The sequence below is a fragment of the Pseudomonas sp. ABFPK genome, from assembly GCF_001586765.1.
GTDB lineage: Bacteria > Pseudomonadota > Gammaproteobacteria > Pseudomonadales > Pseudomonadaceae > Aquipseudomonas > Aquipseudomonas asiatica.
Map to the genome: position 1 here is coordinate 47,491 of NZ_LQXW01000018.1, position 14,221 is coordinate 61,711.

At 62.6% G+C, this 14,221-nt stretch carries 12 protein-coding genes and 4 tRNA genes; 2 read left to right on the forward strand and 14 right to left on the reverse strand.

Features of this window, described 5'->3' with window-relative positions; all coding sequences use genetic code 11:
- Positions 1 to 45 precede the first annotated feature (45 nt).
- The 8 genes from clpX to WM94_RS13780 form a co-directional block, all read right to left on the reverse strand.
- Complete coding sequence (gene clpX, locus WM94_RS13745; protein WP_013971882.1) at positions 46 to 1,329, reverse strand: ATP-dependent Clp protease ATP-binding subunit ClpX; 1,284 nt, start codon at positions 1,327 to 1,329, stop codon at positions 46 to 48.
- Between the two features lie 108 nt (positions 1,330 to 1,437).
- Entirely contained in the window at positions 1,438 to 2,079 is a 642-nt protein-coding gene (clpP, locus tag WM94_RS13750; RefSeq protein WP_003259400.1) for an ATP-dependent Clp endopeptidase proteolytic subunit ClpP, read from the reverse strand.
- A 91-nt stretch (positions 2,080 to 2,170) separates the two neighbouring features.
- Positions 2,171 to 3,484 carry a trigger factor gene (tig, locus tag WM94_RS13755; protein WP_024086620.1) on the reverse strand — a complete coding sequence of 438 codons (1,314 nt, stop codon included), beginning with the start codon at positions 3,482 to 3,484 and terminating at the stop codon, positions 2,171 to 2,173.
- Positions 3,485 to 3,731: 247 nt separating this feature from the next.
- Positions 3,732 to 4,031 (reverse strand): DUF6388 family protein, encoded by a 300-nt coding sequence (locus tag WM94_RS13760; protein ID WP_061551420.1) that lies wholly within the window; start codon positions 4,029 to 4,031, stop codon positions 3,732 to 3,734.
- 487 nt (positions 4,032 to 4,518) lie between these two features.
- Positions 4,519 to 4,594: transfer RNA gene (locus tag WM94_RS13765), tRNA-His, on the reverse strand.
- 44 nt (positions 4,595 to 4,638) lie between these two features.
- Positions 4,639 to 4,723: transfer RNA gene (locus WM94_RS13770), tRNA-Leu, on the reverse strand.
- 52 nt (positions 4,724 to 4,775) lie between these two features.
- Positions 4,776 to 4,851: transfer RNA gene (locus tag WM94_RS13775), tRNA-His, on the reverse strand.
- 42 nt (positions 4,852 to 4,893) lie between these two features.
- A tRNA-Arg gene (locus WM94_RS13780) sits at positions 4,894 to 4,970 on the reverse strand.
- 272 nt (positions 4,971 to 5,242) lie between these two features.
- Here WM94_RS13780 and folD point away from each other — a divergent pair.
- On the forward strand, positions 5,243 to 6,097 hold the full coding sequence (gene folD, locus WM94_RS13785; RefSeq protein WP_013971879.1) for a bifunctional methylenetetrahydrofolate dehydrogenase/methenyltetrahydrofolate cyclohydrolase FolD: 855 nt from the start codon (positions 5,243 to 5,245) through the stop codon (positions 6,095 to 6,097).
- A gap of 186 nt (positions 6,098 to 6,283) precedes the next feature.
- On the opposite strand, the gene WM94_RS13790 is transcribed toward folD, so the two are convergent.
- The 6 genes from WM94_RS13790 to WM94_RS13815 are packed head-to-tail and all read right to left on the reverse strand — an operon-like array spanning position 6,284 to position 12,215.
- The gene (locus WM94_RS13790; RefSeq protein ID WP_013971878.1) at positions 6,284 to 8,023 is read right to left on the reverse strand and encodes an ABC transporter substrate-binding protein; all 1,740 of its coding nucleotides are present in this window, start codon (positions 8,021 to 8,023) and stop codon (positions 6,284 to 6,286) included.
- Between the two features lie 39 nt (positions 8,024 to 8,062).
- Positions 8,063 to 8,335 carry a DUF2160 domain-containing protein gene (locus WM94_RS13795; protein WP_061551421.1) on the reverse strand — a complete coding sequence of 91 codons (273 nt, stop codon included), beginning with the start codon at positions 8,333 to 8,335 and terminating at the stop codon, positions 8,063 to 8,065.
- 12 nt (positions 8,336 to 8,347) lie between these two features.
- Positions 8,348 to 9,148 (reverse strand): carbohydrate ABC transporter permease, encoded by an 801-nt coding sequence (locus WM94_RS13800; protein WP_013971876.1) that lies wholly within the window; start codon positions 9,146 to 9,148, stop codon positions 8,348 to 8,350.
- Positions 9,149 to 9,151: 3 nt separating this feature from the next.
- On the reverse strand, positions 9,152 to 10,015 hold the full coding sequence (locus tag WM94_RS13805; protein WP_061551422.1) for a carbohydrate ABC transporter permease: 864 nt from the start codon (positions 10,013 to 10,015) through the stop codon (positions 9,152 to 9,154).
- The gene (locus tag WM94_RS13810; RefSeq protein WP_061551423.1) at positions 10,012 to 11,121 is read right to left on the reverse strand and encodes an ABC transporter ATP-binding protein; all 1,110 of its coding nucleotides are present in this window, start codon (positions 11,119 to 11,121) and stop codon (positions 10,012 to 10,014) included. Before WM94_RS13810 ends, WM94_RS13805 begins: the two co-directional genes overlap by 4 nt.
- Positions 11,121 to 12,215, reverse strand: coding sequence for an ABC transporter ATP-binding protein (locus tag WM94_RS13815; RefSeq protein ID WP_015269689.1), 1,095 nt, complete (start codon positions 12,213 to 12,215; stop codon positions 11,121 to 11,123). Before WM94_RS13815 ends, WM94_RS13810 begins: the two co-directional genes overlap by 1 nt.
- 224 nt (positions 12,216 to 12,439) lie before the next feature.
- Between WM94_RS13815 and WM94_RS13820 the strand changes: the two genes are divergently transcribed.
- The gene (locus WM94_RS13820; RefSeq protein ID WP_061551424.1) at positions 12,440 to 14,188 is read left to right on the forward strand and encodes a sigma-54-dependent Fis family transcriptional regulator; all 1,749 of its coding nucleotides are present in this window, start codon (positions 12,440 to 12,442) and stop codon (positions 14,186 to 14,188) included.
- Positions 14,189 to 14,221: the final 33 nt, after the last annotated feature.

Genomic DNA, 14,221 nt, shown 5'->3' on the forward strand with positions numbered 1-14,221 from the left:
GTAGGCCCCTTCTTGCTTGCAACCATCAACCGGCCATTACCTGGATCAGGCGTCCGGCGCGGCCTTGGCTTGCGGCTCGCTGTTTTCGTAGATCATCAGCGGCTGCGAAGTGCCATCGATGACGCTCTCGTCGATCACCACCTTGCTGACATCCTTCTTCGAAGGAATCTCGTACATGGTGTCGAGCAAAACGCCTTCGAGGATCGAACGCAGGCCACGGGCGCCGGTCTTGCGCTCCAGGGCCTTGCGCGCCACGGCCTTGAGCGCATCGCTGCGGAACTCGAGGTCGACGTTTTCCATCTCGAACAGCTTGGCATACTGCTTGGTCAGGGCGTTCTTCGGCTCGGTGAGGATCTGCATCAGCGCGGCCTCGTCCAGCTCGTCGAGGGTTGCCAGCACCGGCAGGCGGCCGACGAATTCCGGGATCAGGCCAAACTTGACCAGATCGTCCGGCTCGACCTCACGCAGGGACTCGCCAACCTTCTTGCCCTCTTCCTTGCTGCGTACTTCGGCGCCAAAACCGATGCCACCCTTGGTGGAGCGGTTCTGGATGACCTTTTCCAGGCCCGAGAAGGCACCACCGCAGATGAACAGGATGTTGCGGGTATCGACCTGCAGGAATTCCTGTTGCGGGTGTTTGCGGCCGCCTTGCGGCGGAACCGAGGCCACGGTGCCTTCGATCAGCTTCAGCAGTGCCTGCTGCACGCCCTCGCCCGATACGTCACGGGTGATGGACGGGTTGTCCGACTTGCGCGAAATCTTGTCGATCTCGTCGATGTAGACGATGCCCATCTGGGCCTTTTCCACGTCGTAGTCGCACTTCTGCAACAGCTTCTGGATGATGTTCTCGACGTCCTCACCCACGTAACCGGCTTCGGTCAGGGTGGTGGCGTCAGCAATGGTGAACGGTACGTTCAACAGGCGTGCAAGGGTTTCGGCGAGCAGGGTCTTGCCCGAGCCGGTCGGCCCGATGAGCAGGATGTTGCTCTTGCCGAGTTCGACTTCGTCACCCTTCTTGTCACGCTGGTTCAGGCGCTTGTAGTGGTTGTACACCGCTACGGCAAGCACCTTCTTCGCGCGTTCCTGACCAATGACGTACTGGTCCAGGATACCGCTGATTTCTTTCGGCGAAGGCAATTTGTGCGCGCTGCTCTCGGCCTGGGCTTCCTGCACCTCCTCACGGATGATGTCGTTGCACAGGTCGACGCACTCGTCGCAGATAAATACCGAGGGCCCGGCAATCAGTTTGCGCACTTCGTGCTGGCTTTTGCCGCAGAAGGAGCAATAAAGCAATTTGCCGCTGTCCTCGCCGTTACGGGTGTCAGTCATTCGATCGATCCAATCCGGTAGGCTTGCAACACAAGATGAAGGCAATTGCGGGCTTTTTCAAGTCCGCAGGTAGGCGCTTTCCGCGCCTACCTGCTCTGGCACCCCGGTTCAGGAGGCCAGTTGCCGCTTGTCGTAGACCGAGTCGATCAGGCCGTACTCGGCCGCGCGCGAGGCGCTCATGAAGTTGTCACGTTCAGTGTCGCGCTTGATGGTCTCGAGATCCTGGCCGGTGTGGTAGGCCAGCAGCTCGTTCAGGCGGGCCTTGATATTGAGGATTTCCTGGGCGTGGATCTCGATATCGGTGGCCTGACCCTGGAAGCCGCCCAGCGGCTGGTGGATCATCACGCGCGAGTTGGGCAGGCAGTGACGCTTGCCCTTGGCACCAGCAGCCAGCAGGAAGGCGCCCATGCTGCAGGCCTGGCCGATGCAGATGGTCGAGACGTCCGGCTTGATGAACTGCATGGTGTCGTAGATCGACATGCCGGCGGTGACGGAACCGCCCGGCGAGTTGATGTACAGATGGATATCCTTGTCCGGGTTTTCCGCTTCAAGGAACAGCAGTTGCGCAACGACGAGGTTGGCCATGTAGTCCTCTACCGGGCCAACCAGGAAGATCACACGCTCCTTCAACAGGCGCGAGTAGATGTCGTAAGCGCGTTCGCCACGGGCGGACTGCTCGATAACCATCGGGACCAGACCGCCTGCGGCCTGGATGTCAGAGCTCTGCTGAATATAAGAATTGCGGGACATGTCCTGCGCTCACTCCCAAATAGTCATGGCTTGAATACGCACAAGCCAGCTCGAAGGCTGGCTTGTGGGGGTTTCCTACGAGAGAAGCCTGTTACTCAGCGGCGGCTGGAGCCTGTGCTGGTTTAACGGCATCTTCGTACGAGACCGACTTGTCGGTCACAGTCGCTTTCTGCAGAACAGTATCTACAACTTGTTCTTCCAGCACAACCGAACGGACTTCGTTCAGTTGCTGGTCGTTCTTGTAGTACCAGGCGATGACCTGCTCAGGCTCTTGGTAAGCCGAAGCCATTTCTTCGATCATTTCGCGAACCTTGCCTTCGTCCGGCTTCAGCTCGAACTGCTTGACCACTTCGGCCACGATCAGGCCCAGGACCACACGGCGCTTGGCTTGTTCTTCGAACAGCTCGGCCGGCAGTTGCTCAGGCTTGATGTTGCCACCGAACTGCTGAACAGCCTGCACGCGCAGACGGTTGACTTCGTTTTCCAGCAGGGCTTTCGGCACTTCGATCGGGTTGGCAGCCAGCAGACCGTCCATGACCTGGTTCTTCACCTTGGCCTTGATGGCCTGGCGCAGTTCACGCTCCATGTTCTTGCGAACTTCGGTGCGGAAGCCTTCCAGGGTCGATTCCTTGATGCCGAACTGGGCGAAGAACTCTTCGTTCAGCTCTGGCAGCACAGGAGCGGCAACGCTGTTGACGGTGATGGTGAACTCGGCGGCTTTGCCAGCCAGGTCCAGGTTCTGGTAGTCCTCTGGGAAGGTCACGTTCACAACGCGCTCTTCGCCAGCCTTGGCGCCAACCAGGCCGTCTTCGAAGCCTGGGATCATGCGGCCGGAGCCCAGTACCAGCTGGGTGCCCTTGGCCGAACCACCGGCGAACACTTCACCGTCGACCTTGCCGACGAAGTCGATGTTGACCTGGTCGTCGTTCTGCGCGGCGCGCTCGACGGCCTCGAAGCGGGTGTTCTGCTTGCGCAGCACTTCCAGCATGTTGTCCAGGTCGGCATCAGCCACTTCGGCGCTCAGGCGCTCGACGTTGATCGACTCGAGGCCGCCAACGGTGAACTCCGGGAACACTTCGAAGATGGCGACGAACTCCAGGTCCTTGCCCTTTTCGAAGGACTTCGGCTCTACCGCAGGGGCGCCAGCCGGGTTCAGCTTCTGCTCGACGATGGCTTCGTAGAAGGAAGCCTGGACGAGGTCACCGAACGCCTCTTGACGGGCATCGGCTTCGAAACGCTGACGAATCACGCTCATCGGCACTTTGCCTGGGCGGAAGCCGGCAACCTTGGCGCGCTTGGCAGTCTGTTGCAGACGCTTGTTGACTTCGTTCTCGACGCGCTCGGCCGGAACGGCGATGGTCATGCGACGCTCGAGAGCGGAAGTGTTTTCAACAGAAACTTGCATGGATATTCCTCGTTGCACAGACGTTAGCCGGCGTTAGCCCGACTCCAGAATCAAGGGCAAGCATTCTAGTGAGTCGCGCAGCAGAAGTCACCCCACTCGGGACGACGGGAAACCACGCCGGTCGATTAACTTTCACGGCCCGCACGACATAGCGCCGGGCCTGCTTCAATGGGGCCGCACGACGCCACCAGGCGACCTGCAGCCGAAATACCTTGTCAAACAACTGCCACCAACGAATTCGCTTCCTTTATTCAGGTTCGATTTCGTTGAACTGGCAGTACTCCTCCCACTTCATCCCCAGCGCCTCGGCTACCTCACGGTGCGTCTCCAGGCGCATGGCCTGCAGTTGCTCGGGGGTTTCGGCGATCAGTTGCAGGGCCAACTCCCAAGGCTGAATACCCTGCTCCTCGGCCGCATCCTCGAACGCCCACTCGATCTGCTGAGCCTGCTCGCGCGCATCCAGCTCACGGATCTCTTCGAGCAGCTGCGGGTTGGCCTCGGCAAAGCGCTGTAGCGCCAGTGCCTGACGGGCTTCTTTTGCAATCATCGGGTTGTTCCTCTGCCGGCCAAATGGGCCGGCGTTTCAACCGGCTGAAATCTAACAGCTTTTATTGGGGCGTCACCAGAGGATTGCAAGGCCCGGGATGCGATTTGACCGGGAGGTGGTTCGCCATGACATTTTCAGCGAGCTCGCCATGACGCTTTCAGCGCCTGCGAGATCGAGCGCCGCCCGCGCGGCGCTTCGCAGCACAAGGCTGCTCCTACATCTGTTTCGGAACAATCACGCCTGTGCCAACGCACGCGACCGCTTTGTTTGCCTGGCGCGATATCGCGGTGGACGCCAAAGGGCCGCGCGCCGTCACCTCAGGAATAACTGGCCCGAAACAGATGTAGGAGCAGCCTTGTGCTGCGAAGCGCCGCCCGCGCGGCGCTCGTTCTCACAGGCGCCAGAACACCCAAGACATGCACACCACAGCCACCCCGAAAAACAAAAAGGCGCCCGATCTCACGATCAAGGCGCCTTCGAAGAAATATGGGGTGGACGATGGGAATCGAACCCACGACAACTGGAATCACAATCCAGCGCTCTACCAACTGAGCTACGCCCACCATATTGCGGTGTTGCGATGTTGCGGTACAACCTTACAGAAGCATGGTGCGGACGAAGAGACTCGAACTCTTACAGCTTGCGCCGCTGGAACCTAAATCCAGTGTGTCTACCAATTTCACCACGTCCGCGTAACGCTTAAAACAAAGGCGCCAGATGCTATCGAGGCGCCTTTGAAGAATATGGGGTGGACGATGGGAATCGAACCCACGACAACTGGAATCACAATCCAGCGCTCTACCAACTGAGCTACGCCCACCATATTGCATTACAGCCTACTTGCTTGCCAAAGCTGCCTAAATGGCGCACCCGGCAGGACTCGAACCTGCGACCATCCGCTTAGAAGGCGGATGCTCTATCCAGCTGAGCTACGGGCGCTTAAGCTTGAAGCCTAACCGAACGAGACCTTTAACAGGTAACTGCTAAACCACTCATTCTGCCCGACTTCGCCAACCAGTGCTAGGCTGTGCCCGACAAGTGCGGCGAATCTTATAGGCGAGCCTGAAAGTCGTCAACACCTTTCTCAAAAAAATTTAAATTATTTAAGGGCTTAGGGGATTTGCCCGACCACCCGCCTTTGCCCTTGGCCCATGTCGTGCGAGAATGCGCCCTCTTTAATTGTTTCCTTCTCGATGGTTAATCACGCGTCTATGACTGCACACCTAATCGATGGCAAGGCGATCGCCGCCAGCCTGCGCCAGCAGATCGCTCAACGTGTCGTGGAGCGTCGCCAGCAAGGCCTGCGTACGCCGGGCCTGGCGGTGATCCTGGTCGGCACCGACCCCGCCTCCCAAGTCTATGTCTCGCACAAGCGCAAGGACTGCGAAGAGGTCGGCTTCATTTCGCAGGCGTTCGACCTGCCCAGCGAAACCACGCAGCAGGCCCTGACCGAGCTGATCGACCGCCTCAATGACGATCCGGCCGTCGACGGTATCCTGCTGCAGTTGCCGCTGCCGGCGCACCTGGACGCCTCGCTGCTGCTCGAGCGCATCCGCCCGGACAAGGACGTGGATGGCTTCCACCCCTACAACATCGGTCGTCTGGCCCAGCGCATCCCGCTGCTGCGCCCGTGCACACCGAAGGGCATCATGACCCTGCTGGAAAGCACCGGCCAGGACCTGTACGGCATGAACGCGGTCATCGTCGGCGCGTCCAACATCGTTGGTCGCCCGATGGCCATGGAGCTGCTGCTGGCCGGCTGCACCGTGACCGTCTGCCACCGCTTCACCAAGGACCTCGCCGGCCATGTAGGCCGCGCCGACCTGGTGGTAGTGGCCGCCGGCAAGCCTGGCCTGGTCAAGGGTGAATGGATCAAGGAAGGTGCCATCGTTATCGACGTGGGCATCAACCGCCAGGAAGACGGCAAGCTGGTCGGCGACGTGGTCTACGAGACCGCCCTGCCGCGCGCCGGCTGGATCACGCCGGTGCCGGGCGGCGTCGGGCCGATGACCCGCGCATGCCTGCTGGAGAACACGCTGTATGCGGCTGAAGAGCTGCACAAGTAATACCGCGTGATATGAAAACGGCACCTCTGGCAGGTGCCGTTTTTTTTGCCCATGATCAATGCATTGGCTTCACCGGCCTCTTCGCGGGTGAACCCGCTCCCACAGGTTGCGCGCCGTCCCAGAAGATGGCGATATCTCTGTGGGAGCGGGTTTACCCGCGAAGAAGCCGGCGCGGTGCTCAGCCGATCACTTCCTGGCCGCCTCCCACGACTTCAGCAGTTCGTTGTAGCTGACCGTCTCGCCCTTGGGCTTTTCGTTGGCGAGTTTCGGTTTTGGCGCCCCGGGCTGGTCGAACCAGTACTGGGCGTCCTTCTCCGGGTTCAGCTTCGGTGCGCAGGTGGCCTGGGCGTTGGACCGCTGCAAGCGCTCCATCATCCGGTCCTGGTCGCGGGCCAGGCCGTCCAGCGCTTCCTGCGGGGTCTTCTCGCCACTGGCCACTTCGGCGATGTGGCTCCACCACAACTGCGCCAACCGCGGGTAATCCGGCACGTTGGTGCCGGTCGGTGTCCACTGTACCCGCGCCGGGCTGCGGTAGAACTCCACCAGCCCGCCCAACTTGGGCGCCAGTTCGGTCATGGCCTGGGAATTGATGTCCGACTCGCGAATCGGCGTGAGGCCGACGATGGTCTTTTTCAGCGACACGGTCTTGGAGGTGACGAACTGGGCGTACAGCCAAGCAGCCAGGCGTTGCTTCTCGGGGGTGGACTTGAAGAAGGTCCACGAACCGGTGTCCTGGTAGCCCAGCTTCATCCCCTCCTCCCAGTACGGCCCCTTCGGCGAGGGCGCCATGCGCCACTTCGGCGTGCCGTCGGCGTTCACCACCGGCAAACCGGGCTTGGTCATGTCGGCGGTAAACGCGGTGTACCAGAAGATCTGCTGGGCGATATTGCCCTGGGCCGGCACCGGGCCGGCTTCGGAGAAGGTCATGCCCTGGGCTTCCTTGGGCGCATAGGCACGCATCCAGTCCACGTACTTCTGCGTGGCATACACAGCGGCCGGGCCGTTGGTGTCGCCGCCACGGGTCACGCTGGACCCCACCGGGTGGCAGTCCTCCACGCGAATGCCCCATTCGTCCACCGGCAAACCATTGGGCAGGCCTTTGTCGCCGCCACCCGCCATGGAGAACCAGGCATCGGTGAAGCGCCAGCCCAGCGACGGGTCTTTCTTGCCGTAGTCCATGTGGCCATAAACGCGTTTGCCGTCGATTTCCTTGACGTCTTCGGTGAAGAACCTGGCAATGTCCTCGTAGGCCGACCAGTTCACCGGTACGCCCAGCTCGTAGCCGTACTTTTCCTTGAACCTAGCCTTCAGCTCGGGCCGCTCGAACCAGTCGGCACGGAACCAGTAGAGGTTGGCGAACTGCTGGTCGGGCAGTTGGTAGACCTTGCCATCCGGCGCGGTGGTGAAGGAAATGCCGATGAAGTCCTTCAGGTCCAGGGTCGGCGAAGTGTAGTCCTTGCCTTCGTTGGCCATCAGGTCGGTGATCGATTCCACCTTGCCGTAGCGAAAGTGCGTACCGATCAGGTCGGAGTCGTTGACCCAGCCGTCATAGATGTTCTTGTCCGACTGCATCTGTGTCTGCAGCTTTTCCACCACGTCGCCTTCCTGCAACAGGTCGTGGGTCAGCTGTATACCGGTGATCTCGCTGAAGGCCTTGGCCAGCACCTTGGACTCGTATTCATGGGTGGTGATGGTTTCCGACACCACGTTGATCTTCATGCCGCGGAACGGCTCGGCAGCCTTGATGAACCACTTCAACTCGGCCAGCTGCTGTTCAGGGGTAAGGGTCGAAGGCTTGAACTCACTGCCGAGCCACTTCCTTGCCGCATCCTCGTACTGGTCGGCCCAGGCTGTGCCCTGCACGCTGGCCAGTACCAGCAACGCGGCCAGGGTCAAATGTCGCCTGTTGTACTTGTTGTCGAACATTGTGATCTCCCGTTTCAGTTATCCCACAGGGCCGCTCGCTCAGCCCCAGCGCAGCACCACCACCAGCCACGCCACCGACAGCAGCGAGGCCACCCACAATGGCCACTCGCTGACGCCAACCACCAGCAAATGCAGGTAGGCGCTGGCCAGCAGGCCGATGAACAAACGGTCGCCACGGCTGGTGACCAGCGGCAGGAAGCCGCGTCGCTCCACGCAGGGGCGGCGTAGCTCGAGCAGGGTCATGCCCAGCAGCAGCACGCCAACGGCGGCGAAGAACAGCGCCGTCGGCAAGGTCCAGGCCATCCACTCCATGCCTTGCCCTCCTCACACTCGGCCCAGGGCGAAGCCCTTGGCCACATGGTTGCGCACGAACCAGATCACCAGCATGCCCGGCAAGATGGTCAGTACCCCCGCCGCCGCCAACACGCCCCAATCGATGCCCGAGGCCGACACGGTACGGGTCATCACCGCGGCGATCGGTTTGGCATTCACCGAGGTCAGGGTGCGCGCCAGCAGCAACTCGACCCAGGAGAACATGAAACAGAAAAACGCCGTCACGCCGATGCCGGAGCCAATCAGCGGAATGAAGATCTTCACGAAGAAGCGTGGGAAGCTGTAGCCGTCGATATAGGCCGTTTCGTCGATCTCCTTCGGCACACCAGACATGAACCCCTCGAGGATCCACACTGCCAGCGGCACGTTGAACAGGCAGTGGGCCAGGGCCACGGCGATATGGGTATCGAACAGGCCGATCGACGAATACAGCTGGAAGAACGGCAGCAGGAACACCGCCGGTGGCGCCATGCGGTTGGTCAGCAGCCAGAAGAACAGGTGCCGGTCACCGAGGAAGCGGTAACGCGAGAAGGCATATGCTGCTGGCAGCGCCACCAGCAGCGAAATCAGCGTGTTCAGGCACACGTAGTACAGCGAATTGATGTAGCCGCTGTACCAGCTGGCATCGGTGAAGATCACCCGGTAGTTGTCGAGGGTGAACGCCTGTGGCCACAGGGTCAGGCCGCCGAGGATCTCGGTGTTGCTCTTGAACGACATGTTCAGCAGCCAGTAGATCGGCACCAGCAGGAAGAAGAAGTACAGCAGCAGGGCCAGCGATTTGCGCGTGCTCATGGCCTAGTCCTTGTCGGCATGGGTCATGGCTGTGTAGAACAGCCAGGAAACCAGCAGGATGATCAGGAAGTACACCAGCGAGAACGCCGCCGCCGGGCCCAGGTCGAACTGCCCCACGGCCATGCGCGTGAGGGTCTGGCTGAGGAAGGTGGTGGCATTGCCGGGCCCGCCACCGGTCAGCACGAAGGGCTCGGTGTAGATCATGAAGCTGTCCATGAAGCGCAGCATCACCGCGATCAGCAGCACGTTCTTCAGCTTGGGCAACTGGATATGGCGAAACACCGCCCAGCCCGAGGCGCGGTCGATGCGAGCGGCCTGGTAGTACACGTCGGGGATGGCGCGCAGCCCCGAGTAACAGAGCAACGCCACCAGCGATGTCCAGTGCCACACGTCCATCACCAGCACGGTCAGCCAGGCGTCGAACGGGTCGCCGGCGTAGTTGTAGCTGACCCCGAGCCTGGCCAGTGTGGCGCCGAGCAGGCCGATGTCGGCGCGGCCGAAAATCTGCCAGATGGTGCCGACCACATTCCATGGGATCAGCAGCGGGATGGCCATGACGATCAGGCACACCGACGCCATGCGCCCCTTGGTCGGCATGGTCAGGGCAATGGCGATACCCAGCGGGATTTCGATCAGTAGCACGCAGGCGGAATAGATGAACTGACGCAGCAGCGCATCGTGCAGCGCCGGGTCGCGCAGCACCTGACGGTACCAGTCGGCGCCGACGAAGTAGCGGTTGGACTGGTCGAAGATGTCCTGCACCGAGTAGTTGACCACCGTCATCATCGGCACCACCGCACTGAATGCCACCAGCAGGAACACCGGCAGCACCAGCCACCAGGCCTTGTTGCTCGGCACCTTGTTCATGGCCCGGCCTCCAGCAGCACATCGTCGAGGTACAGCATCAGCCACTGCGCCGGCAGGCTGACCCAGGCCTGGGCCACCGGCAACGGGCGGTCCTCGCCCAGGCGTGCCTTGAGCGCGACACCTCCCAGCTCGAGGGTGACGATGCGGTAGGTGCCCAGGTCCTCGACGTCCAGCACCCGTGCCGGGTAGGCATCATCGAACGGGCTGTCCCACAGCTGCACGAATTCCGGGCGGATGCCCAGCTGCAGGCGACCACCGCCTGTGGCCGCCAGGCGCTCTCGCAGGTGCTCTCGCACTTGCCCGGGCAGCACCAGGTGAATATCGCCGAACGCCACCCCGTCCGCTTCGGCGTGCACCTCGATCAGGTTCATCCCCGGGCTGCCGATGAAGTAACCGACGAAGGTATGCCGCGGCCGCTCGAACAGTTCGCGCGGGGTACCGAACTGGACGATGCGCCCGCCGTGCATCACCGCGATCTTGTCGGCGAACGTCGAGGCCTCCAGCTGGTCATGGGTGACGTAGATCATGGTGATGTTGAACTGCTCGTGGATCTGCTTGAGCTTGCGCCGCAGCTTCCACTTCAGGTGCGGGTCGATCACCGTCAGCGGCTCGTCGAACAGGATCGCCGACACGTCATCGCGCACCAGGCCCCGTCCCATGGAGACCTTCTGCTTTTCGTCGGCACTGAGGTTGCGCGCCTTCTTGCGCAGCACGGCCGACAGGTCGAGCACCTCGGCAATCTCTTCCACCCGGGCCTGCACCCGGGCTTCGTCCAACCCTTGGTTGCGCAAGGGAAACGCCAGGTTGTCGAACACCGTCATGGTGTCGTAAACCACCGGGAACTGGAAGACCTGGGCAATGTTGCGCGCCTGCGGTGACAGCTGGTTGACCGGCTTGCCGTCGAACAGCACCTCGCCGTGGGAAGGAGTCAGCAGCCCGGAGATGATGTTGAGCAAGGTCGACTTGCCGCAGCCCGACGGCCCGAGCAAGGCGTAGGCACCGCCCTGCTCCCACACATGCTCCAGCGCGTGCAGGGCATAGTCCGCCTCGCTGGCGGGCTGGCGGCTGTAGCTGTGCGCCAGTTGGCGCAGGCGGATCTCGGCCATCAACCTCTCCTTGCCTGGCGCAGCCCCGGGGCCTGCACCAGCGCCCCGGTACTGTCGAACACGAACAGCTTGTGGGTGGGGATGAACACGCGGATCGGCGTGTCCACCTGGTATTCGTGTACCCCTGGCAGGTGCAGGATCATGCGCCAGTGTTCGTTGCGTACATGCAGGAAGGTCTCTGAACCACTGATCTCGGCGAGTTCCACCAGCACCGACAATTCCAGGTCGTCGTCGTGCGCCGGCACCAGGCTGATGTGGCTGGGCCGCACGCCAAAGCGGTAGTCACCCTCGGCAAGTGGCTGCAAGTCGGCATTGCGGGCAAAGTGTACGGCCTGGGCCAGGCTCACGTCGTTGCCGCTGATACGGCCAGGCACCAGGTTGATCGGCGGCTCGGAAAACAGCTCGGCAGCCAGCACGCTGCCCGGGCGCTGGTAGACCTCGGCGGTAGGCCCGCTCTGGACGATACGGCCCTCATGAACCAAGGTGGTGGTGCCGCCCAGAGCCAGCGCCTCGTTGGGCTCGGTGGTGGCATACACGGCAATGCAATGGCGCGCCGCGAACAGCTCGCGCAGCTCCTGACGCAAGCCCTCGCGCAGCTTGTAGTCGAGGTTGACCAGTGGCTCGTCGAACAGGATCAGCGAAGCATCCTTGACCAGCGCCCGGGCCATTGCCGTGCGTTGCTGCTGGCCACCGGACAGCTCCAGCGGCAGGCGCTGCAGGTAGGCCTCGATGCGCAGCATCTCGGCGGTTTCCTGCACCCGTCGGCGAATCTGGGGCTCGTCCATGCGTGCCTGACGCAGCGGTGACGCAATGTTCTCGTACACGCTGAGGGTCGGGTAATTGATGAACTGCTGATACACCATCGACACATTGCGTTGGCGCACCGGCACGCCAGTCACGTCCTGGCCATCCATCAGCACCCGCCCCCGGTCCGGGCGATCGAGCCCGGCCATCAGGCGCATCAGGCTGGTCTTGCCGGCCAGGGTGCGGCCCAGCAGCACGTTGAACGAGCCGGGTTCGAAACGCAGTGAGGCATCGACGATCCAGGCCTGGTTGTCGACGCTGCGGCTGACCTGTTCCAGCACCAGGGACATGGCGTGGCCTTCTTGTGGTTTTTGTCTGCCGGACACAGCCAGTTTCGTGCCAGATGCGCCGCAACCGTCTGGCCCGGGGCCTGGCCGGCAATGCCGGTCAATCGCAGGTTCACAACTGAACACAAGCACTGAACAACTGAACACTTGCCGGTTTGACATTGAACAACCGTGCACGACACTGAACAGCGGTCGGCCCCATGACAACAATCACACAGGACAGGCCCATGGCCGCATCCGCTTCGCCCCATGCCCAACTGATCCAGGCCTCCTGGGCCCGCTGCCGCGACCACGGCCTGCAACCCCAGCACGCCCCGGACTTCGACTGCCTGACCCGCGCCGAGCTGAGCGCCCTGCTGGAGCGGCGCCAGGCCCTGCTGCGCCTGACCCGCGAAGCGGTGCTGCCGCAATATGCCCACCTGCTGGGCAATGCCAGCTACCTGGTGATGCTGGCCGATGCCAGCGGCTGCCTGCTCGACAGCTGGGGCTCGCGGCGGTTCATCGAGCCGCGCCAGCAGCATGGTTTCAGCGCCGGGGCCCACTGGCACGAGCGCGGTGTCGGCACCAATGCGCTGGGCACCGCGCTGGTCTGCGCCGAGGCGATCCACGTGGGCCAGGACGAGCACTTCCTGCGCCAGAACCGCTATATGTCCAGCGCCGCCGCGCCACTGTTCGACGCCGAACGGCAGCTGGTCGGGGTGCTCGATGTGGCCAGCGACGGCTACCTGCCCGCCAGCCAGACCTTGGGCCTGGTACGCATGATGGGTCAGAGCCTGGAGAACCGCCTGATCCTCGCCGAGCATGCCGACCAGCATGCGCAATTGATCTTCAACAGCGCCTCCGACAACCTCGACAGCCCCTGGGCCGGCCTGCTGGTGTTCGATGAGCAGGGGCAGGTGCTGGCCGCCAATCACCGGGCCGACACCCTGCTCGGGGGCAACCCGCTGCAGCAGAACATCGAGCAACTGTTCCAGTTGCCCCTGCAACAACTGCTCAGCCATCCCCGGCAACAGCCCTTTGCCCTGCAAGCCACCGGGCGCAACCGCTTCCATTGCCAGTGGCAGCCGCCGCGCGGGGCCCCCGCCCGCGCTGCCGCCAACAGCGCCGAGCCACGCCTGGAGAAAGCCCTGGCGCAGGCCGGCCTGCTGCTGGAAAAGGACATCCCGGTCCTGGTGCAGGGCGAAACCGGCGTAGGCAAGGAGGTATTCGTCGATACCCTGCACCGGGCCAGCAGCCGCGCCAGCCAGCCGCTCATAGCCGTCAACTGCGCGGCGATCCCGGCCGAGCTGGTGGAGTCGGAACTGTTCGGCTACGACAAGGGCGCGTTCACCGGCGCCCATCAGAAGGGCAACCCGGGGCTAATTCGCAAGGCCCACCACGGCATCCTGTTCCTCGACGAAATCGGCGACATGCCATTGCCCACCCAGGCCCGCCTGCTGCGCGTGCTGCAGACGCGCAGCATCCAGCCATTGGGCAGCGGCGAACCGGTGGCGGTGGATATTCGCGTGGTGTCGGCGAGCAACCGCGACCTGGCCGAAGAAGTGCGCGCCGGGCGCTTTCGCCAGGACTTGTATTACCGCATCGCCGGGCTGGCGGTGGTGTTGCCGCCGCTGCGCGAGCGCAATGACCGCCGGCAGCTGATCGAGCAGGTGCATGCGCGCTACCGTGACCCCGGGCAGCCTGCGCGGCTGCCTGCGGCCATTATCGAGCTGCTTGACCGGCACCCCTGGCCAGGGAACATGCGTGAACTGGTGAGTGTGCTGCAGGTGGCGCTGGCCTTGGCGGGTAATGATCCGGTTGGCCTGGAACACCTGCCTGCGGGTTTTCTCGCCGAGGCGCAGGTGCCTGTGCCGATTGCGCCCGAAGAGGCGGACCTGCGCGAGCTGGTGGAACAAGCCAATGGCAACCTCTCAGCGGTGGCGCGCGGGCTCGGGATCAGCCGCACCACGCTGTACAAGCGGCTGCGTGAGCGATGATTGCCCTGGCCTGTACTGGCCTCATCGCCGGCA

Coding starts and splice junctions, on each gene's coding strand:
- clpX (WP_013971882.1), bottom strand. CDS start 1,329: ATGACTGACACCCGTAACGGCGAGGACAGCGGCAAATTGCTTTATTGC.
- clpP (WP_003259400.1), bottom strand. CDS start 2,079: ATGTCCCGCAATTCTTATATTCAGCAGAGCTCTGACATCCAGGCCGCA.
- tig (WP_024086620.1), bottom strand. CDS start 3,484: ATGCAAGTTTCTGTTGAAAACACTTCCGCTCTCGAGCGTCGCATGACC.
- WM94_RS13760 (WP_061551420.1), bottom strand. CDS start 4,031: ATGATTGCAAAAGAAGCCCGTCAGGCACTGGCGCTACAGCGCTTTGCC.
- folD (WP_013971879.1), top strand. CDS start 5,243: ATGACTGCACACCTAATCGATGGCAAGGCGATCGCCGCCAGCCTGCGC.
- WM94_RS13790 (WP_013971878.1), bottom strand. CDS start 8,023: ATGTTCGACAACAAGTACAACAGGCGACATTTGACCCTGGCCGCGTTG.
- WM94_RS13795 (WP_061551421.1), bottom strand. CDS start 8,335: ATGGAGTGGATGGCCTGGACCTTGCCGACGGCGCTGTTCTTCGCCGCC.
- WM94_RS13800 (WP_013971876.1), bottom strand. CDS start 9,148: ATGAGCACGCGCAAATCGCTGGCCCTGCTGCTGTACTTCTTCTTCCTG.
- WM94_RS13805 (WP_061551422.1), bottom strand. CDS start 10,015: ATGAACAAGGTGCCGAGCAACAAGGCCTGGTGGCTGGTGCTGCCGGTG.
- WM94_RS13810 (WP_061551423.1), bottom strand. CDS start 11,121: ATGGCCGAGATCCGCCTGCGCCAACTGGCGCACAGCTACAGCCGCCAG.
- WM94_RS13815 (WP_015269689.1), bottom strand. CDS start 12,215: ATGTCCCTGGTGCTGGAACAGGTCAGCCGCAGCGTCGACAACCAGGCC.
- WM94_RS13820 (WP_061551424.1), top strand. CDS start 12,440: ATGGCCGCATCCGCTTCGCCCCATGCCCAACTGATCCAGGCCTCCTGG.